The following is a 20,555-nucleotide window of genomic DNA, read 5'->3' on the forward strand; positions in this document are numbered from 1 at the left end:
TGTCGCTCATGTTTCTGTGTCAAAAAAGCTTGAGGATGGGATCTTATCACGAATTGTTACTATTTTGGAGATGTCTATTGAGAATATTATTTTCTATCGGTAAGTAGATATGGCTTTGAGCGCGTTACTACTCCCCGATCGATCGCAGATGATAGAACTTGATATTACTCGTACATTTTGTAATTTTGCCGATCGACTTGTCCAGGCCCTTGAAGCTGTTTTAAACCTCCGGCGGCAAGTCCACGCTGTAGAGAATTTTGCCTTCAAGGTTGTGCAGCGCCACAGTCATCACCTGACTGTCGCCATTAATTTTAACCGTACCAAAGAACTGAAAACCTTTTGTAGGAGGTAGATTTTCTAATTCTCCCGGCGGCAAACTTTGGAACTTAACTAGGGGGCCAAAAGTATTGTCAAGCTTGTTTGGTCCGTAAGTTCCAGCGTGAAGCGGCCCGGCAACAAACTCCCAAAAAGGTTTAAAATCAGTGAATTGAGCTTGACCTGGATCGTAGTAGTGCGCGGCAGCATAATGCACGTCAGCCGTCAGCCAAACGACATTTTGGATATTGTTTTGCTGGATAAAGCGCAACAATTGAGCAAGTTCGAGTTCGCGTCCTAATGCAGGGCCATCTCCATTGGCGAGGTTTTCAAATTTGCCGCTGTTTTTGCCATCTTCAATCACCAATCCGACTGGCATATCGCTAGCAATTACTTTCCACCTTGCCTTTGAATTCTGCAATTTGTTCTTTAACCAGCTAACTTGGGCATTACCCAAAAACGCCGTTTCTTCACTTGCTGCTGTCTGACGGTTGGTAGTGTTTATTCCTCGGTAGCTACGCATATCCAGCATAAAAATTTCCAGGGAAGAACCGTAATTGAACGAACGGTAAATCCGTTCTGGGTCGTTGGCATCGAAGCGGATCGGCGTATACTCCATAAATGCTTGCTTGCCTCGCGCTGCCAGTAAAGAACTGCTTTTGACTTTGTAGCGGTCATCGCTCATTAGCATCTCGCCGGGATACCAGTTGTTTGTAGTTTCGTGGTCATCCCACTGAACTAGCTGAGGCACTTCGGCGTTGAAGCGCCGGATGTTATTGTCTAGCAGGTTGTAGATGTAATTTCCGCGAAACTCTGTTAAGGTTTCAGCTACTTTTGACTTTTCTTCTGTTGTGATGTTTTTCCAGATGCTACCGTCGTCAAGTTTTACCTCAGATTTAATCGGATTATCGGCATAGATGTAATCGCCAGAATGAATGAAGAAGTCTGGCTTAAGCTGCCTGATAGTTTCATAGATTTTCATGCCGCCCCATTCAGAATTGATACCCCAACCCTGTCCGGCGGTGTCTCCAGACCAGGCAAAAAAGATGTCGCGCTTGCTGTTTGGAGGTGTGCGGAAACTGCCTGTAACGGGGACGCTGTAGATGTTTGGATCGGCTAAATTCTGGAAGCTGACTCGGTAGAATATTTGCCGGTCGGCTGGTAGGTCAATCAGGTTAATACGCGCCGTGTAATCGCTAGTTTCCAACGCTGCTGGGCCGATGATGCGCTGCACGTTGCCGAAGGAGTCGGCGGTGTCATATTCGACTATCATCCGGGAGGAGCGATCGCACCGACTCCAAATCACCGCACTGTTGCCGGTAATATCACCGCTAGCAACACCGTATGGAATGCTGGGGCGCATCCGCTCCGAGGTGATAATTGCCGGTGCAGAAGATTGTGCTAATCCTGATTGCGATCGCAGGTTTGCGGCAATAATACCGCTACCTGCAATTGCCGAACCGAGTAGAAACTGGCGGCGGCTGAGTTGGTCTTGTTTTTTACGTTTCATGGCTACCCTCATCTTTAAAAATACCGAGACTGTACTTCTGCTAATTTGTGATGTACGCAACAATCAGCAAATTCACCGCTGTTTCTGAGACGCCCCGAACTGTGAGGAGTAAAACAAATCCCACAGACAAAAACAGGTTTTCAATCAAGTTTTAGTGGACCCAAAATAAAGGTAGCAGGCGGTCGCTGAAAAAGCAAGCATCTAGACTACCAAAGCACCATATTAACCAAGTGTCTTCGCTTTTTCCTCTGCTAGTGCTTTTGCTAAACCAGCAGCAGCTTCAAAAGAATCATATAAACCTTGAGTATCTATTTTGTTCTGAACATCCAATGGGATTAAACCTGATTCATTATTCAATAATTCGGCTACCACGAAATTTAGTAGCAACAGTTTAATGGGATTAAACCTGATTCATTATTCAATAATTCGGCTACCACGAAATTTAGTAGCAACAGTTTATCGGAGTGAGATAACTATTTGAGGAGGGATAAAAATTCTGTGAGAGGCATAAGTTAAAGGTTTAATAAACTTAGGTAACATTTATTTTAGATTCTTTAGCTCTCACCTTTACAATACTCTCAGGCGATCGGGTTAATCAGGCGGTGGATCGGACAGATTAGAGATATTGAGGTTTTGGTGCATGAGATCGATCGTTGTAGTTCAGCCTTTTGCCAGATGACAACCCTTAACTCATGAAAGCAAAATCGATAATATTTTCAGTCAGAGTCTATGCCACAATACTTCGGAAAACTCCAAATTACAGAACAGCCTTGGTCAACAATAGGCTCGGTAGAGTCCATAAAGAAAACCGATCGCACCCTTCACTTTAATTGCGGCGAAACTTCCCTAAACCTCAGTATCCTCGCGCCGAATTTAATCAGAGTGCGAATGTCCCCGACAGGTGAATTCAAAAGCCGATCGCACTCAATAACTGTCCCTGACGAAGAGTGGGAAATTATACCATTTGAAGTGCGAGAAACAGAGGAAAAAATAGAAATTGAAACATCACAAATAACAATTTCAGTCAAGCGCGATCGCACTTCCATCGAATGCTTGGACAAATCGGGAAAACCCTTTGCTAGCGACTGCGATCCCAGTATGGGATGGCGCACCGGCGCAACCGCAGGCTGGAAACGCATCGAAGCAGACGAACACTTCTACGGTTTTGGCGAACGCACCGGCTTTCTCGACAAACTCTCCGAAGTCAAGACAAACTGGACAATAGACGCGCTTGACTACAATTCCCTCAGCGATGAAATGTACCAGGCGATCCCATTTTACATCGCCCTGAATCCCGATCGCGCTTACGGCCTCTTTTTCAACACTACATTTTGGAGTCAGTTCGACATCGGCGCCCAACAACCGGGGGTTTTGCGGATGGAAACCAGAGGCCCGGAACTCGATTACTACATCATTTACGGCCCGGAACCCGCCCAAATTATCGCCACCTACACGCAGTTAACCGGCCGGATGCCGCTTCCGCCAAAATGGGCGCTGGGATACCACCAATGCCGCTGGAGTTACGAATCCGAGGAGGTTGTGCGGGAGTTGGCGAAGGAATTTCGCGATCGCGCCATTCCCTGCGATGTCATCCACCTCGATATCGACTATATGAACGGCTACCGCGTTTTTACCTGGAGCCCGAAGCGTTTCCCCGATCCCGCGAAACTTCTCGCAGACTTGAAAGCAGCCGGTTTTAAGGTTGTCACGATTGTCGATCCCGGTGTCAAGTACGAACCGGAAGGAGATTATGAAGTATTCGATCGGGGTGTGGAAAATGACTATTTCGTCCGCACCGCAGAGGGAAGGCTATTCCACGGTTACGTTTGGCCCGAAAAAGCGGTGTTTCCAGACTTCCTGCGGCCAGAGGTGCGCCAGTGGTGGGGCGAATTGCACAAAAACCTTACAGAGATGGGCGTTGCGGGGATTTGGAACGACATGAACGAACCTTCGATCGCAGAACGGCCTTTTGGCGACGGCCACCAACACGTCTGGTTTCCGCTGGATGCACCGCAAGGCCCGGAATCCGAGGGCGCAACCCACGCGGAAACGCACAATTTGTATGGGTTGATGATGGCGAAAGCTTGTTCGGAAGGGTTGCAAAAAGTGCGATCGGGCGAGCGATCTTTTGTGCTGACGCGATCGGGTTTTGCGGGCATTCAGCGTTACTCGTCGGTATGGATGGGCGACAATCTATCGCAGTGGGAATACTTAGAAATGTCGCTACCGATGCTTTGCAATATGGGGCTTTCCGGCGTGGCGTTTGTCGGTTGCGACATCGGGGGTTTTGCGGAGAATGCAACCGCTGAATTGTTCGCGCGGTGGATGCAGGTGGGAATGCTGTATCCCTTGATGCGCGGTCATTCGGCGATAAATACGGCCCAACACGAACCGTGGGTTTTTGGCGATCGCACTGAGAAGATTTGCCGCGAATACATGAATTTGCGCTATCAGTTGTTGCCTTACATTTACACCTTGTTTTGGGAAGCTGCGACGACGGGAACACCGATTTTGCGACCGTTACTATATCAATTTCCGCGCGATCGGGCAACTTATCATCTTTACGATCAAGTATTGCTCGGCCCGTCGCTGATGGCTGCACCCGTTTACCGGCCGGGAGTTGAGCATCGCGCCGTTTATTTCCCGGAGGGGACTTGGTACGATTGGTGGACGGGCGAATGCTATCAGGGCCCGACGCACATTTTAGCTTATGCACCTTTGGAGAGAATGCCGCTTTACGTGCGGGGTGGGGGCATAATTGCGATGGAACCTGTGAGGCAATTTGTCAGCGAAGAACCGCTTGAGTCATTAAAAATGCGAATTTGGCCCGGAAGCGGTGAATGGACGCTTTATGAGGACGACGGAGACAGTTTTGAACACGAACAAGGTGTCTGGGCAACGACTAATTACAAGGTGTATTTGGCAGGGGAAAAAATCATCGTTGAAATTGCCGCGCGCGAGGGTCAATTTTCGATTTCTGAACGCGAAGTTATTGTGGAAGTTGTTGGAGTTGGCGAACAGCGATTTACAGATGACGGTACGGTGCGGCGTTTGACATTTGGATAATTTTGGCATAAAGCGGTTTATGCTATGGTGGCATTCAGGGCGATCGCTCGATCTGGCAGAGTTTGAGATGGAAAGGGCGATCGCATCCCTCGATCAAGCTAAAAATATAATTATTCATGTACCTATCACTAAAGAGGCTTTCTGATGACTCAAACAATATCCAAGTTAATAACTTTTGATGATTTTCTGGAAGGAAAGCCAGAAAACGGACATTATGAATTACATAACGGAGTTATTGTTGAAATGCCAAATCCAACTGGTAAACATTCAGCCAGCGCAGGTTTTCAGGCGATCGAGTTTGGGTTAGAAATCAGGCGACTACAGATTCCTTACTTTATTCCCAAGGAATGTACAATTAAATTTAGCGATAACTCTGGCTACGATCCCGATGTAATTGTATTAGATAAACAAGCCGTAGCAGCCAATGAGTCTCGATGGGAAAGAGAATCAGTTATTACTCAGGGAAATTCCGTCAAATTAGTTGTTGAAGTTGTCAGCACAAATTGGCGGGATGATTATGGCCACAAAATGATTGATTATGAAGCATTAGGCATTTTTGAATATTGGATTGTAGATTATTTGGGTTTAGGTGGTAGCCGTTATATTGGTTCTCCGAAACAGCCTACTTTATCGGTTTATCAGTTAGTAGATGGTGAGTATCAAATTAAGCTGTTTCGAGGAGATGAAAGGGTTGAATCGGCAGTGTTTCCAGAGTTGAATTTGACCGCAAAGCAAATTTTTAACGGTGGGTAAGTGTAATGCACTGATAAATTTTCAACCAACCTGGGCGTGAGGATAAAGAAATAGAAATTATGTCATCATCATTTACAATGATTAACCGAGCATCTGGTATAATCTACATAAATAACTTAGATGAACTTTTATTATCACCACATTTACGGGAGAACCCTCTATCACCTAGCTAATTTGTTGCTTGTGGCTGCCCAAAAATCAGAAATTTAATGATTGGGAGAGAAATATAATGTCTACAAGAATTGAAGAAGTTAAGAAGCAGTTATCTAGTCCAAGTGAGCAAGAAAGACTTGCTGCTTTATCAGAGACTCTCAATTATGGTCAACAAGGTTTAGAACTATTGATTGAACAGTCTATCAAAGATGAATCAGACAGAGTTAAACAATTTGCCTACAGAGTTTTTCGTGGTGATAATTCTTATTTGAGGGCAAATACACCAGAAAACTTAACAACTTGCCCAACAGATGTTATTACTTGTCTAGCAATAAGTCCAGGCAATACTATTTTAGTAGGAGGGAGTTGGAAAAAAATTTGGGTATGGGATTTGCAAACAGGGGCACTGATTCGTAGTATTGAAGGACATTCGCATTGGGTTTTGTCTGTGGCTATTAGTCCGGGTGGAAGTATATTAGTTAGCGGAGGTGCAGATAAAACTATTAAGGTATGGAATTTAAAAACAGGGCAGATTATTCGGACGCTCAATGGTCATTCTAGTTGGATTACTGCTGTTGCTATCGCTGCTAACGGCAAAATTGTTAGCGGTAGCGCAGATAAAACCATCAAAATATGGGAGCTAAATACAGGTAAGCTAAGTAAAACCATAAAAAATGAAAAGGAACTATTTTGTGTTTTGAGCTTATGTATTAGCCATGATGGAAAAGTCATCGCTTGTGGAAGCACTAATAATAAAATTACATTATGGAATTTAGATAGCGGTCAACTCATAGGCAGTATTGAAGGGCATTCGGATTGGATTCAATCTTTAAGTATTACTTCAGGCAACACAACCTTAATTAGTGGAAGTCGTGATGGGGTTATCAAATTTTGGCAATCCAAAACAGAAGCAGTGTCTTCAAATCAATCAGCTTCAGTTTTGGGGAAAGGTTTAGTAGATGTAGCAGCTACGGTAGCGGGATTTTCATTAGGAGGGCCTATAGCTGTAGGGGCTTGGGTTTTAGGTAGAGTTATTGTTGGCGCATTAGATAATAAAGATTTGTCTACGTTACCTCTTCTAAATTTAGAAGATACCAATACTTACTCTCACAATCAATCAATTAATTCTCTAGCTTATCATGTCAATCAAAATATACTTGTAGTAGGCTTTTCCCAAAACATTAAAATATTTGATTTACGAGATAATTATAATAAAATCATCTATAATTTACCAGAAGAGTCTGGTTTTATTAGCTCTGTAGCAATTACCTCTAATGGAAAAACTCTGGCTGTTGCAGGTAAAGATTGGGTAACATTGTTGGAGGCAGAAACCGGAAAACCACTTCATGCTATTAAGGGATGTTCTTATCCTAAACTAAGCAAAATTGTTATTTATGAAACTTTCCAAGCACTCTTTTGTGGTCAAGAGCAGCATTTTATTGTTAAAGTTTTAGATCAGAATAATCGAGAGATGAACTTTAACGCTCAAGATATTACATGGGAAACTACTGGTGGTAAAATCGAACAGGGTTTATTTACCGCAGGTCAAAGAGAAGGAAGATTTGAAGTTAAAGCAAAGATAGGCATTTTTGAGACTTCTGTCACAATTACTATTATTCAGCCTCCTAGAATCACTGATATTTCTTTTGCTCCCTCTAGTATTACTTTAGAGTTTGGTAAAACGCAACAATTCACAGCACAAGTTTTAGATCAACGCAGAAATCCCATGCAGGAAACTGTATTATGGGAAGTAAGCGGAGGTGGAAGCATTGACCAAAATGGCAATTTTATAGCTGGAAGCAAGCAAGGTAAATTTGAAATCATAGCTTCAGTTAGTTCAATTCGTCGAGTTATTCCAATTACGATTATTGAACCTCCGAGACTAGCAGAACTAATTATTATATCTTCAATACCTCAATTAGAGTTTGGTCAGAGCTTTCACTTTCAAGTTAAGGGCTTAGATCAGTATGATAACAACATACAAACTGGGAAAATTACTTGGTCAGCAAGTAGCGGAGGTGGAACAATTAACCAAAATGGCAATTTTATAGCTGGAAGCAAGCAAGGAAATTTTGAAATTATCGCTTCAGTCCGTTCTATTCGTCGAGTTATCCCAATTACGATTATTGAACCTCCGAAGCTAGCAGAACTAATTATTACATCCTCAACATCTCAATTAGAGTTTGGGCAGAGTTTTCAGTTTCGAGTAAAAGGTGAGGATCAGTATGGTGACAACATAAATATTGGACAAATAACCTGGAGTACAACGGGTGGGTCAATTCTGAATAATGGAATGTTCCGCGCTAGTTATCAAGAGGAGGAAATAACTGTTACTGCTACTCTGGGAGAAATAAGCGTTTCTGCTGAGGTCACGATAGTTGAACCACCAAAACTAACGACATTAGTAATTTCACCAAACCAAGTAGAAATAAAGCCTGGACAGCATCAACAATTCAAGCTTCATGGTTTAGATGAGTGGGATCGTGAAATCGCAGTTGGGAGGATAGTTTGGAAAGCAACAGGCGGTACGATTGACCAAAATGGCAATTTTATAGCTGACATAAATGCTAAAGGTAAGTTTAGAGTAACTGCTACTTCCACGGAACACAATATCAGTACCTTTGCTGATATTACAGTAGTTTCTGTATTGATAGACTTTTCTATTTTTCCCAAGGAAGTAGCACTTCAACCCGAAGAAAATTTTACTTTTGATGTTATAGGATTTGATCAACAAGATGAACCAATACAGGTTAATCAAGTAGATTGGCAATGTACTCAAGGGGGAAGAATTAACGGCAATGGAACTTTTATAGGAGGTTATGAAAAGCGTGAAGTTACGGTTAATGCGACAGTCGAAGGAATTACTCAATCAGTTACAGTTACGTTGCTCCCAGTTTTAAGACGATTAGAGATTTATCCTCAAAAAGTAGTAAAGCTCAAGCCTGGTGAATGCCAAAAATTTACAGCAGTAGGCTTAGACCAATATGGCAATCGAATAGATACTGGAAAAATATCTTGGGAAACAACAGGTGGCAAAATTGACCAAAACGGTAATTTTACTGCTGGTCACAATGCTAAAGGTACATTTAATGTACGAGCTAATGTTTCTGAAATACCTGAATCTGGGGTAAGGGCTAAACTCTTAACTTTGGGAATATACATGAGGCTTTTAGAGCGTGTATTTTCATTTGTTAACTTTACCCAAAGTAATTTTATTGTCAAGTCTGCTATCGATTTTTTAACCACTAATTTTAATACTGGTGAAAAAACAGAACAAGCTGAAAATACCGAAACAGATTTTACAAATGAAGAAACTGATATCCTTGGTTTTGATATAGAAGCGTGGTTACAGAAAAACATCTTTAAGATTGTCGCTCGGATTCTCGACTTTGCGGGTCAACTATTTATTAATGCAGCTAAGATTAGTGCTTCTGTTGAAGTTATTGTAGTTCCTGTATTGAGACGATTAGAAATTTATCCTAGGGGCTTGCAGCTTAATACTATACCAATCCTTTGGTTGCTCTTTCGACAATACAATTGTATGGCTGGGATTTTATTTATACGCAAGTCCCCTAAAGAAGTACAACTTAAGCCTAATCAGAATTTAACTTTTCGTGCTAAAGGATCTGATCAGCAAGGGGATGTGATGGTGCCTGGGAATATCATCTGGCGTGCAACAAGTGGCAATATAAATTCAGATGGTAAATTTATCGCTGGAAAAAGTATCGGTCAAGTTAAAATAACCGCCATTGTTGGAGAGATTTATGATTCTACATTCATAAATGTAGTTGAGGATCAGAAATTAACACTACCACCATTAACACTTCTACCCAATCCTGCACCTGCACCTGCACCTGCACCTACAGAGACAGTTGATCGGGATCATGAACAAGATGATGATTTTGATGATGATTTTGATGATGATTTTGATGATGATTTTGATGATGACTTTGATGATGATTTTGATGATGATTTTGATGATGATGTCTTCAAAGATAATTTTTTTTATAAGTATTATTTTGCTGAATATATTTATGAGAATGATATCGATATAAGAGGTAATTATTTTCAGGACAAGTATTTTGATTGCGATAATATTCCGAATAAAATCGAGAAGTGGTTTTACAGAAGCCAGCTTTTTTACTACGATGGTTATAGTATTAATGATGTACTCGATGGTTATACTATTTAATGATATACTCGATAATGATGATTATTATTTAAATTAGATGGATGCTAGGAACTTTTTCGAGTATCTAATGGAGTAATGAAAAATTAATTGATGAATAGAATACCATAATTCACAGAGTAAACTAACTAAGGTATTTAATTTTAAATGCTTGGCAAACAGTTAATAAATACTGTTATAATATACCGTCGGGGGATGAGTAGACCCGACACCTACCCACAAACTATGCAAGCCATCCAAATTACCACATTCCAAGCTTTGTGGCGCAGCCTGGGCCTGATAATCAAAGCCGCACCAATAGAGCTCCGAAATTTAATAATACTCAACATCATCGGCGGTGCTGCCCCATCGGCCGTGCTTTTTTTAGATAAATTAATCATTGATGAAGTATCTAGGTTGCTATCGCAAACCCAAACAGCACAGCCCTTTGCTTTAATGCTTTCCCGGCCAATATTGCTGTGGAGTATTGCCGGAGTCTTAAGTCTCAGGTTAGTCGGCGATGCCCTAGACACAATGGGCTCTTTTGTCTCGACATCTTTGCGCGATCGCGTTCAAGGCTTTGTCGAAGGAAAAGTCATCGAAAAAGTCGCCAATTTCGACGATATTGCCCTCTTTGAAAACCCCGAACTATTAAATATAGTAGAATTAGCCAAAACGGGAGTATTCAAAATACAGCAACTAGCCTTTACCATCAGCATGACAGTCACGGGAATTTTTATATTTATTCCATCGATAGGCCTTGCTGCTGCGATAGCTTGGTGGGTGCCAGTGCTGATGTTGATTTCATCCTGCCCCTCAATTTACATCCAAAGAAAATATAGCAAAATCATCTGGAGAGTTCAAAGAAAGCAAGCTAAAATAACTCGTGAAATGAACTTATCCGCTAGAGTCTTGACGGGGGAAGAATACGCTAAAGAATTGCGTTTGTTTGGGTTGCAGGAACTTTGGCTCAAACGCTGGCAAGGTCAGTTTTTGCAGTTTTTTAGCGAGATGCAGCAAATCCGAAAAAAAGGAGCAATTGTTTTACTTTTGTGGTCAGTGTTTAGTAGAATCGGAGTAGCTTTGCCATTTGTTTATGTGGTAATTGGAGCTTTGGGTGGTCGCTATACTTTGGGAGATTTGGCGCTTTATTCGGGTTTGATTGTTCAGGTGGAGCAAAGTTTGCAATTACTTATAGGCAATTATGCTAATTTGTACGATATCTCTCTCGGTGTTAGCCCGATTTTTCAACTTTTGGAACTCCAACCAGAATTGCAGTCTCCGCTTGTGGATGTGGCATCTCGCCTGCCTAGTTTACCAGATGGCGGGCAAGATTCCCACCCCACAAAAGATAAAATTGGCATCGAGATTAAGGATTTATCTTTCTGCTATCCCGGTAGCAATAAAAGCACCGTTGAAGATATCAACTTAACGATTAATCCGGGTGAAATGCTAGTGCTTGTTGGTGAAAATGGCGCGGGTAAAACCACCCTTGGTAAACTCCTCGGTCGCCTGTACGACCCGACAAGTGGTACGATCGCCTGGAACGGCAAAGATTTGCGATCGTACTCTCTAGCATACGTGCGATCGCGCATCGCCGTAGTCATGCAAGATTACGCCCGTTTCCCCTCCACAGTCCGCGAAAACGTCGGTTTCGGCGACTTGCTTTCCCTGTCGGATGACACCGCAATTAACGAAGCTATTTCCGAAGCAGGGATTAGCGCAAAAGTCAACAGCTTAGAGCAAGGTTTAGAGACACCGTTGGGGAAACAATTAGAAGACGGCATCGACTTATCGGGGGGACAGTGGCAAAGAATTGCGATCGCCCGCGCCTTAATGCGGCTTTCTACAGCCGAAGTGCTCATTTTTGACGAACCAACCGCCGCCCTCGACCCCAAGACAGAACACGAAATTTACAGCATCTTCCGCCAAATTGCCGCCGGGAAAACAACCATAGTCATCAGTCACAGATTGGGATTAGCAAAAATAGCTGATCGCATTGCCGTCATGGAAAACGGTAAAATAGCAGAAATAGGAACTCACGACGAATTGATCGCATCAAACGGAATTTATTGTGCGATGTTCACACGTCAAGCTAGCAGTTATATTTAGAGTTAAACAAACAGTCCGCCAGGGGTTAAAACCCCCTCTCTCATAGCGAAAGTCTGTTGAAACCGACTGGGGAGATATTGCAATGCTTGTTCAAAAATGTGTCTTTCAGTCCTCTTTGAGAGGACTTTTGCTATGAGACGGGGGTTTTCAACCCCCGGCGGACTTGTGGGTTAGCGTGGGGAATTTGGCGCAGGTGATTGTGATAAATTATCGCGGATTTGCCATCTAATTTCTCTCGTTAGGTGGCGAGAAACCGAGTTTCTGCGACCATTTTCGGCCTCGTACGAGAAATATCGGAAGAAGCCCGGTTCCTGGGATTAGCTGCGTGGCGAGAAACCGGGTTTCTTCCACAATTTTCCGCCTCTCACGAGAAATATCGGAAGAAACCCGGTTTCTGAGCGGCGATCTTTTTGAGAAAATTGTCAGAAAGTGCGAGTTATAATAAAACAAACCTAGTTGGCGATAATATCAACGATGGAAACTATAACTCTCAACCTACCTGCCGCCGTCGCATTAACCGACGAACAATTTTATCAATTGTCCATCGCTAATGAAGAGTGGCGATTAGAACAAACCCCCGAAGGAGAACTAATTATTATGCCTCCAACAGGCGGCGAAAGCGGCATCAGAAATTCCGATTTGACTACAGACCTAAATTTGTGGAATCGTCAGACTCGATTGGGAAAAGTCTTTGACTCTTCCACAGTCTTTCAATTACCCAACGGTGCGAAGCGTTCCCCTGATGCTGCTTGGGTACTCCTAGAACGTTGGGAAGCATTATCCGCAGAAGATAAGCGCAAATTTCCTCCCCTGTGCCCGGACTTTGTAATTGAATTGCGATCGCAAAGTGATTCGCTAGAAACATTGCGGGCTAAAATGCGGTATTATCGAACTAACGGCTGTCGCTTAGGTTGGCTAATTGACCCCCAAACGCCTTTAGTAGAAATCTATCGGTTGTCTGAAGATGTAGCAGAAGTGATTAATTTCTCTTTTGACCAACCGCCTACACTTTCGGGTGAAGATGTACTTCCCGGATTTCTTCTAGATCTTACACCTATTCTCAATCCTTGAATCTAGATCCAGAACTGTCGCCCAAGTGGCGAGAAACCGGGTTTCTGCGACAATTTGGGTTGAGTACGAGAAATAAGGGAAGAAACCCGGTTTCTGAGATGAGCCTCCATCCACAAAAATGATGAGCAATTATCTCCCCGTCAACGTATCCGCATAAGGATCGGGCAAAGCTTGCTGCACCTCCAAAAGCGGCAAAGGATCTCCAGTCAACGGTTGGCTAATCAAATTTTTTTTTACCCCATCCCCCTTGCGATCGCGCTCTTGCAAATGCGATAATTCCTCTTGATAAACCGCAACAATCCGCGCCAAACTCGCCGCCAAATCATCCCAATTATCATCTCCTCCCAACTTCTCAGAAATTCCCTCAAATAACTCTCCCGCTTGCCTTTTTTGAACATAAGCTTTCAAAAGCTTTCCCGACTTTTGCAAAACGGCCTGATAAATATCCCCATCAGACCACCACAGACCCTGTTGACTCAGCAGCCAAGTCAAAATATACTCGCGAGCGTGTTGCTCCTTCACCCAGGCCGCGAGATACTGCAAATCTTCCATAGTTAAAACAGTCTCCTCAATTTTCCTCAAAATGTCCGCTTGTTTGTATCTACCGTTACCGCGATCGACATAATACCTGCCTTATCATCACCTGCCCGCGTCATTAATATCCCTTAAATCTTAAAAAAACCCTACTGATTTACCAAACAGCAATTCTGAGAATATAAAAATAAACCTAAACCTCCTAGGTCTATTGTCCAATACTTTTAGTCCACCGGAAAGCGCTACACCCCGCCTCGCTTTCCTCTCTCGCAAATCAATCCTCAAGCGGGAACAACAAGCGGGTTATTAGCATGACAAAGCAAAATTTTGGTTTAATCGGTCTAGCAGTGATGGGCGAGAACCTCGCGCTCAACGTCGAAAGCAGAGGCTTCTCCGTGGCTGTATACAACCGCACAGCAGCCAAAACCGACGACTTCATGGCCCTACGCGCCCCCGGCAAGAACATTGTAGGCACCAAGACTCTGACAGAATTCGTCGATGCCCTAGAAACCCCGCGCCGAATCTTAGTGATGGTGCAAGCTGGCAAACCCGTAGATGCGGTCATCGACCAGCTCAAACCCATGCTGTCACCGGGCGACATGATTATTGACGGCGGCAACTCGCTATACGACGACACCGAACGCCGCACCAAAGATTTAGAATCGATGGGGCTGGGATTTGTCGGCATGGGCATCAGCGGCGGCGAAGAAGGCGCGCTGAATGGTGCTAGCTTAATGCCCGGCGGCACCCGCACTGCTTACGGTCTACTAGAGCCAATTCTCACCAAAATTGCGGCTCAAGTAGATGACGGCCCCTGCGTCACATTCATCGGCCCTGGGGGTGCCGGCCACTACGTGAAGATGGTTCACAACGGTATTGAGTACGGGGATATGCAGCTCATTGCTGAAGCCTACGATTTGCTCAAAAACGTTGGTGGATTGAACGGCCAGCAATTGCAGGAAGTTTTTGCCGAATGGAATACCACAGACGAACTCAACTCGTTTTTGATTGAAATTACGGCTAATATTTTCAAGTACAACGACCCGGAAACTAAGCAACCCTTAGTTGAGGTAATTATGGACGCAGCCGGTCAAAAAGGCACCGGCCGCTGGACTGTTATGAGTGCTTTGGAATTGGGCGTGAGCATTCCCACAATTATCGCTGCTGTGAATGCGAGAATCATGTCTTCTTACAAAGACGAGCGCGTTAAAGCTTCCCAAGAACTGACGGGACCTAGTGGCAAGTACGAAGGCGATACTAAAGAGTTTGTGAACAAAGTTCGGGATGCGCTTTACTGCTCGAAAATTTGCTCCTACGCTCAAGGCATGGCGCTGTTGAGCGCGGCGTCGAAGTCGTACAATTACGACTTGAGTTTGAGCGAAATTTCCCGAATTTGGAAAGGTGGCTGTATTATTCGGGCTGGCTTTTTAGACAAGATTAAAACAGCTTTCAAGGACGACCCCACGCTGCCGAATTTGCTGTTAGCGCCGGAGTTCAAACAGAGCATTCTCGATCGCCAATCGGCTTGGCGAGACGTGTTAGCTACTGCTTGCAAACTGGGGATTGCAGTGCCAGCATTTAGCGCCTCGCTGGACTATTTCGACAGCTACCGCCGCGAAAGATTGCCGCAAAACCTCACGCAAGCTCAGCGTGATTATTTTGGGGCTCACACCTACGAGCGCACCGACAAACCGCGCGGTGAATTCTTCCACTCAGAGTGGACGCAGACTGCTAAAGAATCGCTGCAAACTGGTACTACCGATTAATTAATTTTTGTAGGGTGCGTTTCGGCGCACCTTACAAATAGACAATAATATTACTACCAACCGATCTTATTCCTGAATCCACACCGATACTGAACCGCCTTGACAGCGAAACTCGCCCCAACCCCACTCGTTAGTAGAAACAGGTTCCTTAATATGCCCTGTTAAATCCACAAACTTAGCATGAGGTTTACCAACTTCCATCCACTTGGAACCCTCCGGGCCGTCACTCATAATTACTGCCATTGCCTGTGGATGTTTCCCATTGCCCAATCTCGTCCAGCCAATGGTATTCCAATGATCGAAATAGTCATATTGAGGGCCGTAGGCGAAGTGTTTGCGAGCATGGAGAAACTTGTCAATTAGCGATCGATGAGACGGCATAAAAATTTTATACCGATTGCCATCACGCCCCCAGTCTTCATATTCTGCACCGTAATAATCGCCGTAGAAAACGCAGGGATAACCTTCTCTTCGCAATAGAATAATCGCATAAGCAAGAGGTTTAAACCAGGGTTCTACCACAGATTCAAGTGCTTGCAGCGGTTGGGAATCGTGATTTTCGACAAACGTTACTGCATGAGTCGGTTGCTGCTGCATCATTGTACCGTCTAAGATGCGCCGCATATCGTAGTTACCGCCCTGTTGGCTGGCGTAATGAAAGTTGTAATGCAGCGGCACGTCAAAAACTGACATTTTGCCCTTAACTGAACCGACATACCAGTGCAGGATATCAATATTTGGTGCCCAATACTCACCGACAACAAACAAATCTTTGCCGACATATCGCTCCATTTCATCCAACCATTCCGGAAAAAACCAAGACGATATGTGCTTGATTGCATCTATACGGAAACCGTCGGCACCTGTTGTGTCGAGATACCACTTACCCCAGCGTGTAATTTCATCTCGTACCCATTGATCCTGGAAATCCAGATCGCACCCCATTAAATATGCAAAATTGCCATTTTCTAGGGCAACATAGTCATCAAAAATTCTCCCATCTACCAAATAGACTGTGCCGCGATCGTCTTTATTGTATTCGTTGTAGTCTACTGCGTCAAAATGCCACCAGTGCCATTCAAATTGGGAATATTTACCTTTGCGTCCGGGAAAGTTAAAATGAGTGTAGCTTTTGATTTCTTGCAACCCACCTTTGGGATTTAGCCGCTCGTGGTAAGGATAAGGAGTTGCCTTAAATATCTCTGCTGCATCTGCACCCATTTTGTGGTTGATAACTACATCGGCATAGACTTGGATATGAGATTTGTGCAGGGCTGCGATCGCATCCAAATATTCCTGCTTAGTACCATATTTGGTGCGAATTGAACCTTTTTGGTCGAATTCTCCCAAATCAAATAAGTCGTAAACCCCATATCCAACGTCGCTTTGCCCGCCCATTCCTTTGTAAGCTGGGGGCAGCCACAGTGCGGTAAAACCTGCATCAGCCAATTCTTGTGCTTGATTTTTCACCTCATCCCACAGGGTTCCTCGATCGGGAATGTACCAGTGGAAATATTGCATCATCGTGCCGTTGATATCTGCCATTTTTCACCCTTGCCTTGAGATGATACTGACAATTTAAGGCGATCTTAGGCTACAGCCTTGCCCATTGTCACTGTATCCCCATTAATTTTTTCTAAAACTCCGGTTGGGGTGTGATTAAAGTTTTGTTACAGTTCTCAACTAAAACATCTCTTGACTTTCGCCTTACTCTTTGAACCATACTTGAACTTGAGTGCAGACAAAAAGCCCAAGTCCTAGATCGGGAATCTAAAAGAATCAGTAATTAAGATCACAATGTGCTTGTTATCTTACTTGTGATCTTAGTAGATAACTATACTGAGCAAATCTGTTACCATCATAATTACTCCTTTTAAAAAAATGTAATTTTATGAAATCTTTTATTGGAAGAGACGCTGCCGTTTTGGGTGTGATTGCGACATCGGTATTGGATACATTGAAAGAAGAAGAGGAAAAAAAGCGTTTATTAGACAGTGGTATTTTGGAAGTGGATGAAATGACGGGAAAAGAGTTTGAAAAATTTCTAGAGTTTCATTTTATAAATTTTGGTTATACTGTTACTTTAACTCAAGATAGTCAAGATTATGGGGCGGATTTAATTTTATACAAAGATGGCTCCAAAACCGTGGTTCAAGCGAAAAGAAGCAAAAATCCAGTTGGGATTAAAGCAGTTCAAGAAGTAGCAGGAGCCGTCAGACATTACAAAGGAAATAAAGGAAGAGTCATCACCAACAACAGATTTACCGAAAATGCTTACAATCTTGCTAAATCTAACGACGTAGAGTTATGGGATAGAAAAAAACTCATCGAATTCATCCTGACAGCTAAGAATTGTAAATAACTTATATACTAAACTAAGTAATATATAAAAGATGGACTGCTTTCCCAGTATCTTTAATTTCACTGATGATGAATCATGCTACAAATTTCTAATACAGTGTTCATAGACGATCGCGAAATCGAGATTAGTGCGATTCGCTCTCAAGGCGCGGGGGGGCAAAATGTAAATAAGGTGGCGAGTGCGATTCACTTGCGCTTTGATATCCCAGCTTCCTCATTGCCCGATCGCTACAAGGAGCGTTTGTTGCAAATCAACGACCAGCGCATCACCTCCGAAGGTGTGATTGTGATCAAAGCCCAGGAACACCGCAGCCAGGAACAAAACCGGGAGGAGGCTTTGAGACGGCTGCAAGAACTGATTAAAAGTGCGATCGTCATACCGAAAAGGCGCAAACCCAGCAAAGCAACTCGTAGTTCCCAGCGCAAGCGTCTCGACAGCAAAACCAAGCGAGGGCAGATTAAAGCTCTGAGAGGGAAAGTCACGGATTGAGCGATGAAAGGTCGATCGGGCTTCTGAGTTTTTAGTTATAGCCTTAGTATTTTCCGGGCTTGGGTGCATGACTCAAACCCATTTCCCTACACATTTCCGAACCCCTGCAGGTTAGTTGTCGTTAGGCGAGGGCGATCGACTTGGTAAGTCATCGGGAATTTTGGTTACGTCTAATCCTAAAACCTCAAACATAGTTTTTAGAGAAACCTGGTACAGGTTAGCCATAGCAAGTATGTTTTCAGCGTTAGGTAGAGCCTTGCCTAATTCCCAGTCAGCTTGTCTTCGCTCGGAAATTCCGATTTTTTCTTTGACTTGAGGGCGTGTTAGTCCAGCTTGTTCTCTGAGTAGTCTCAATGGAGACTTCTCCTTTTCTTGTAAATCTTCTTCTATCATAGGACGAAATATTCATGATGCAAACGTCTTGACAAAGACTTTGATAAGACGTAAACTTCATGTTGGTAGGCACAACAAAGGCCGCTCAACGAGCCTCCTTTCGTCAAAATGCAGGTTTGAAGAACCGCCGGATTTTTCGTGTCTATCAATTGTGCCTGCATACCCAAGCGTATTTTTGCGGCTTGGGCGCATACCTCAAGCCTCTTTTCCTCAACTCCGAGGAGGTGATGCCATGTAAAAGGTCGATCGACCTCACAGGACAACACAACTCAAAATTGTATCAAAGATCCAGACCAAAACTTCTCCTTTGCGATCGCACAACTTCCGTGCTATCGTGCCCTTTCTCGAACCATTCCAGATCATGTCCACATCAATTGACAACTTCTACCTAGGCGATGTCGCCTCCAACTTTCACTTTGCAGGCCCGCTGCTAGACTTTGAAGAAGAAATCCAGAATCAATCTCCCTTTCACGATTTAGACTACCTGACAGGCGAAATTAAAAGGGGATTTCTCGACTACGTGCGTCAAGGAATCATGCTAGACGCGATCCGAAAGCTGCGATTGTACAAAGACAAGTTCAAAACTTTTAAAAGTTACTGCGAACAAGCATTAGGCAGGCAGTATTTTTACTGCACGCAAATTATCAAAGCTGCTGGCATTTGCCTGCGCTTAATTAAAGCCGGATTTGAGATTTTGCCTAGCTGCGTTGCTCAAGTTGTTCCTTTGTTCAAACACGCGATTACCGACCAATATGGCGACTGTCGTTTACAGGAAAAGTGGCAAGAAGTTGTCGATGTTATACCAAAAGAAAGGATTACCGCAGTAACTATTGCCGAAACAGTTGACAACAATCCCAACCTCCGGCTCAAACAAATTCGCATTAAAACCGACACCTACGCCCTTTTAACCAAAAAAGCAGCCGCAGCCGGACTGTCTATTTCGGAATTTTTGGCAAGGTTGGTTGGCGAATACAATCCCAGAAATTTAGACCAGCCAGCCGAACATACTCCCGAACAAGAGGAGATTTTAGACCAATTAGACGCGGAGTTTAAGAAGCCGGCAACGGAACAGATTTCAACTTCTGCCCCAGGAAAAGTTAAGTCTAAAGGTTTTGGAGTCAAAGTTGGCCCTAAAGGTGGTAAAAGGGAAGTTAAGGCGAAAACTTCGGAAAGGGAAGTTAAGGCGAAAACTTCGGAAGGTGAAGTTAAGTTCAAAAATCGGCAAAGTGAAATCAAAGCCGAGAAACAGTCGAATTCATTTAATGAGAAAAATCATGAAGTCATCTGCCCAAAATCCAATCATGCGTCAACTGAAATTAATGGAGGCTCAACTGAACGAAATTCAGTGCCACCTTATTAAAGCCACAGTGTTGAATTGGTGGCAAATAGTTTTGCCTGACGGACAAAAGATTGCGATCGAACACGCGGGCGGCGGACACTGGATTTTTCGGGCCAACGGGCTTGAAAAATCTCATCCAGAAGTGCGGCTAGCGGTGTTAAGGGCGATCGCCGAAGGCTGTCGCCGATAAGTTACGGTTAAGGACACGGCGCGGTGCCGTGTCCTGAGATGGACTGGCGGACTGGTGGGCTGGGGGCGATCGACATTGCTTAAGGTTGCGATCGGAATTTCCCAACTGTGAGGCAAAGTTAAAATTTCCCGCGTTGTCGGCCCAGGGCTGGTGTCAAGGATATATTATCGGGTTTGGGGAGCAATGCCTTAGCAGAGCCTATTCATACATCTAAGCCAAGCAGCATTAGGCTAGCCCTCAATTCGTGACATTTTCGCAGACTATACTCAAAATACATCTCCAATAATCAATTTGAAATCCTTGTACCGAGGTAGCTGAATCTTACTTTCCACAG

16 protein-coding genes are annotated in these 20,555 nt (G+C 43.8%); 11 read left to right on the forward strand and 5 right to left on the reverse strand.

What is annotated here, in order from left to right; genetic code table 11:
- Nucleotides 1-220 precede the first annotated feature (220 nt).
- Nucleotides 221-1,825 (reverse strand): alkaline phosphatase D family protein, encoded by a 1,605-nt coding sequence (locus QUA77_RS15755; protein ID WP_333038803.1) that lies wholly within the window; start codon nucleotides 1,823-1,825, stop codon nucleotides 221-223.
- Between the two features lie 222 nt (nucleotides 1,826-2,047).
- Nucleotides 2,048-2,197, reverse strand: a complete 150-nt coding sequence (locus QUA77_RS15760) for a hypothetical protein (RefSeq protein ID WP_333038805.1) — start codon at nucleotides 2,195-2,197, stop codon at nucleotides 2,048-2,050.
- Nucleotides 2,198-2,554: 357 nt separating this feature from the next.
- Between QUA77_RS15760 and QUA77_RS15765 the strand changes: the two genes are divergently transcribed.
- The 6 genes from QUA77_RS15765 (at nucleotide 2,555) to QUA77_RS15790 (ending at nucleotide 13,148) form a co-directional block, all read left to right on the forward strand.
- Nucleotides 2,555-4,891, forward strand: a complete 2,337-nt coding sequence (locus QUA77_RS15765) for a glycoside hydrolase family 31 protein (RefSeq protein WP_333451059.1) — start codon at nucleotides 2,555-2,557, stop codon at nucleotides 4,889-4,891.
- Between the two features lie 19 nt (nucleotides 4,892-4,910).
- Complete coding sequence (locus QUA77_RS15770; RefSeq protein ID WP_333038808.1) at nucleotides 4,911-5,036, forward strand: hypothetical protein; 126 nt, start codon at nucleotides 4,911-4,913, stop codon at nucleotides 5,034-5,036.
- On the forward strand, nucleotides 5,036-5,644 hold the full coding sequence (locus QUA77_RS15775) for a Uma2 family endonuclease (protein ID WP_333038811.1): 609 nt from the start codon (nucleotides 5,036-5,038) through the stop codon (nucleotides 5,642-5,644). Before QUA77_RS15770 ends, QUA77_RS15775 begins: the two co-directional genes overlap by 1 nt.
- A gap of 229 nt (nucleotides 5,645-5,873) precedes the next feature.
- Nucleotides 5,874-9,989 (forward strand): WD40 domain-containing protein, encoded by a 4,116-nt coding sequence (locus tag QUA77_RS15780; RefSeq protein ID WP_333038813.1) that lies wholly within the window; start codon nucleotides 5,874-5,876, stop codon nucleotides 9,987-9,989.
- Nucleotides 9,990-10,211: 222 nt separating this feature from the next.
- The gene (locus QUA77_RS15785; RefSeq protein WP_333451062.1) at nucleotides 10,212-12,077 is read left to right on the forward strand and encodes an ABC transporter ATP-binding protein; all 1,866 of its coding nucleotides are present in this window, start codon (nucleotides 10,212-10,214) and stop codon (nucleotides 12,075-12,077) included.
- Between the two features lie 474 nt (nucleotides 12,078-12,551).
- Nucleotides 12,552-13,148 (forward strand): Uma2 family endonuclease, encoded by a 597-nt coding sequence (locus QUA77_RS15790; RefSeq protein ID WP_015176293.1) that lies wholly within the window; start codon nucleotides 12,552-12,554, stop codon nucleotides 13,146-13,148.
- A gap of 129 nt (nucleotides 13,149-13,277) precedes the next feature.
- Here the strand turns inward: QUA77_RS15790 and QUA77_RS15795 are convergent, their stop codons facing one another.
- A complete protein-coding gene (locus QUA77_RS15795; RefSeq protein ID WP_333038816.1) occupies nucleotides 13,278-13,700 on the reverse strand; it encodes a hypothetical protein in 423 nt (140 codons plus the stop codon).
- A 293-nt stretch (nucleotides 13,701-13,993) separates the two neighbouring features.
- Between QUA77_RS15795 and gnd the strand changes: the two genes are divergently transcribed.
- Nucleotides 13,994-15,448 (forward strand): decarboxylating NADP(+)-dependent phosphogluconate dehydrogenase, encoded by a 1,455-nt coding sequence (gene gnd / locus QUA77_RS15800; protein ID WP_333451064.1) that lies wholly within the window; start codon nucleotides 13,994-13,996, stop codon nucleotides 15,446-15,448.
- Nucleotides 15,449-15,514: 66 nt separating this feature from the next.
- On the opposite strand, the gene QUA77_RS15805 is transcribed toward gnd, so the two are convergent.
- On the reverse strand, nucleotides 15,515-16,993 hold the full coding sequence (locus tag QUA77_RS15805) for an alpha-amylase (RefSeq protein WP_333451066.1): 1,479 nt from the start codon (nucleotides 16,991-16,993) through the stop codon (nucleotides 15,515-15,517).
- 346 nt (nucleotides 16,994-17,339) lie between these two features.
- Here QUA77_RS15805 and QUA77_RS15810 point away from each other — a divergent pair, with 346 nt between their 5' ends.
- Together QUA77_RS15810 and arfB are read left to right on the forward strand one after the other, a co-directional pair.
- On the forward strand, nucleotides 17,340-17,810 hold the full coding sequence (locus QUA77_RS15810) for a restriction endonuclease (RefSeq protein ID WP_333451068.1): 471 nt from the start codon (nucleotides 17,340-17,342) through the stop codon (nucleotides 17,808-17,810).
- A gap of 75 nt (nucleotides 17,811-17,885) precedes the next feature.
- Nucleotides 17,886-18,299 (forward strand): alternative ribosome rescue aminoacyl-tRNA hydrolase ArfB, encoded by a 414-nt coding sequence (arfB, locus tag QUA77_RS15815; protein WP_333038823.1) that lies wholly within the window; start codon nucleotides 17,886-17,888, stop codon nucleotides 18,297-18,299.
- 111 nt (nucleotides 18,300-18,410) lie between these two features.
- Here arfB and QUA77_RS15820 read toward each other — a convergent pair whose 3' ends face one another.
- Nucleotides 18,411-18,692, reverse strand: coding sequence for a helix-turn-helix domain-containing protein (locus tag QUA77_RS15820; RefSeq protein ID WP_172187560.1), 282 nt, complete (start codon nucleotides 18,690-18,692; stop codon nucleotides 18,411-18,413).
- A 361-nt stretch (nucleotides 18,693-19,053) separates the two neighbouring features.
- Between QUA77_RS15820 and QUA77_RS15825 the strand changes: the two genes are divergently transcribed.
- Together QUA77_RS15825 and QUA77_RS15830 are read left to right on the forward strand one after the other, a co-directional pair.
- Nucleotides 19,054-20,052 (forward strand): hypothetical protein, encoded by a 999-nt coding sequence (locus QUA77_RS15825; RefSeq protein ID WP_333451071.1) that lies wholly within the window; start codon nucleotides 19,054-19,056, stop codon nucleotides 20,050-20,052.
- A gap of 7 nt (nucleotides 20,053-20,059) precedes the next feature.
- Nucleotides 20,060-20,221, forward strand: a complete 162-nt coding sequence (locus tag QUA77_RS15830; RefSeq protein WP_246276752.1) for a hypothetical protein — start codon at nucleotides 20,060-20,062, stop codon at nucleotides 20,219-20,221.
- Nucleotides 20,222-20,555 lie beyond the last annotated feature (334 nt).

The organism is Microcoleus sp. K5-D4 (assembly GCF_036704575.1).
GTDB lineage: Bacteria > Cyanobacteriota > Cyanobacteriia > Cyanobacteriales > Microcoleaceae > Microcoleus.

Excerpts from the sequence above, each read along its gene's own strand:
- QUA77_RS15755 (WP_333038803.1), bottom strand. The coding sequence starts at position 1,825 with ATGAAACGTAAAAAACAAGACCAACTCAGCCGCCGCCAGTTTCTACTC.
- QUA77_RS15765 (WP_333451059.1), top strand. The coding sequence starts at position 2,555 with ATGCCACAATACTTCGGAAAACTCCAAATTACAGAACAGCCTTGGTCA.
- QUA77_RS15770 (WP_333038808.1), top strand. The coding sequence starts at position 4,911 with ATGCTATGGTGGCATTCAGGGCGATCGCTCGATCTGGCAGAGTTTGAG.
- QUA77_RS15775 (WP_333038811.1), top strand. The coding sequence starts at position 5,036 with ATGACTCAAACAATATCCAAGTTAATAACTTTTGATGATTTTCTGGAA.
- QUA77_RS15780 (WP_333038813.1), top strand. The coding sequence starts at position 5,874 with ATGTCTACAAGAATTGAAGAAGTTAAGAAGCAGTTATCTAGTCCAAGT.
- QUA77_RS15785 (WP_333451062.1), top strand. The coding sequence starts at position 10,212 with ATGCAAGCCATCCAAATTACCACATTCCAAGCTTTGTGGCGCAGCCTG.
- QUA77_RS15790 (WP_015176293.1), top strand. The coding sequence starts at position 12,552 with ATGGAAACTATAACTCTCAACCTACCTGCCGCCGTCGCATTAACCGAC.
- QUA77_RS15795 (WP_333038816.1), bottom strand. The coding sequence starts at position 13,700 with ATGGAAGATTTGCAGTATCTCGCGGCCTGGGTGAAGGAGCAACACGCT.
- gnd (WP_333451064.1), top strand. The coding sequence starts at position 13,994 with ATGACAAAGCAAAATTTTGGTTTAATCGGTCTAGCAGTGATGGGCGAG.
- QUA77_RS15805 (WP_333451066.1), bottom strand. The coding sequence starts at position 16,993 with ATGGCAGATATCAACGGCACGATGATGCAATATTTCCACTGGTACATT.
- QUA77_RS15810 (WP_333451068.1), top strand. The coding sequence starts at position 17,340 with ATGAAATCTTTTATTGGAAGAGACGCTGCCGTTTTGGGTGTGATTGCG.
- arfB (WP_333038823.1), top strand. The coding sequence starts at position 17,886 with ATGCTACAAATTTCTAATACAGTGTTCATAGACGATCGCGAAATCGAG.
- QUA77_RS15820 (WP_172187560.1), bottom strand. The coding sequence starts at position 18,692 with ATGATAGAAGAAGATTTACAAGAAAAGGAGAAGTCTCCATTGAGACTA.
- QUA77_RS15825 (WP_333451071.1), top strand. The coding sequence starts at position 19,054 with ATGTCCACATCAATTGACAACTTCTACCTAGGCGATGTCGCCTCCAAC.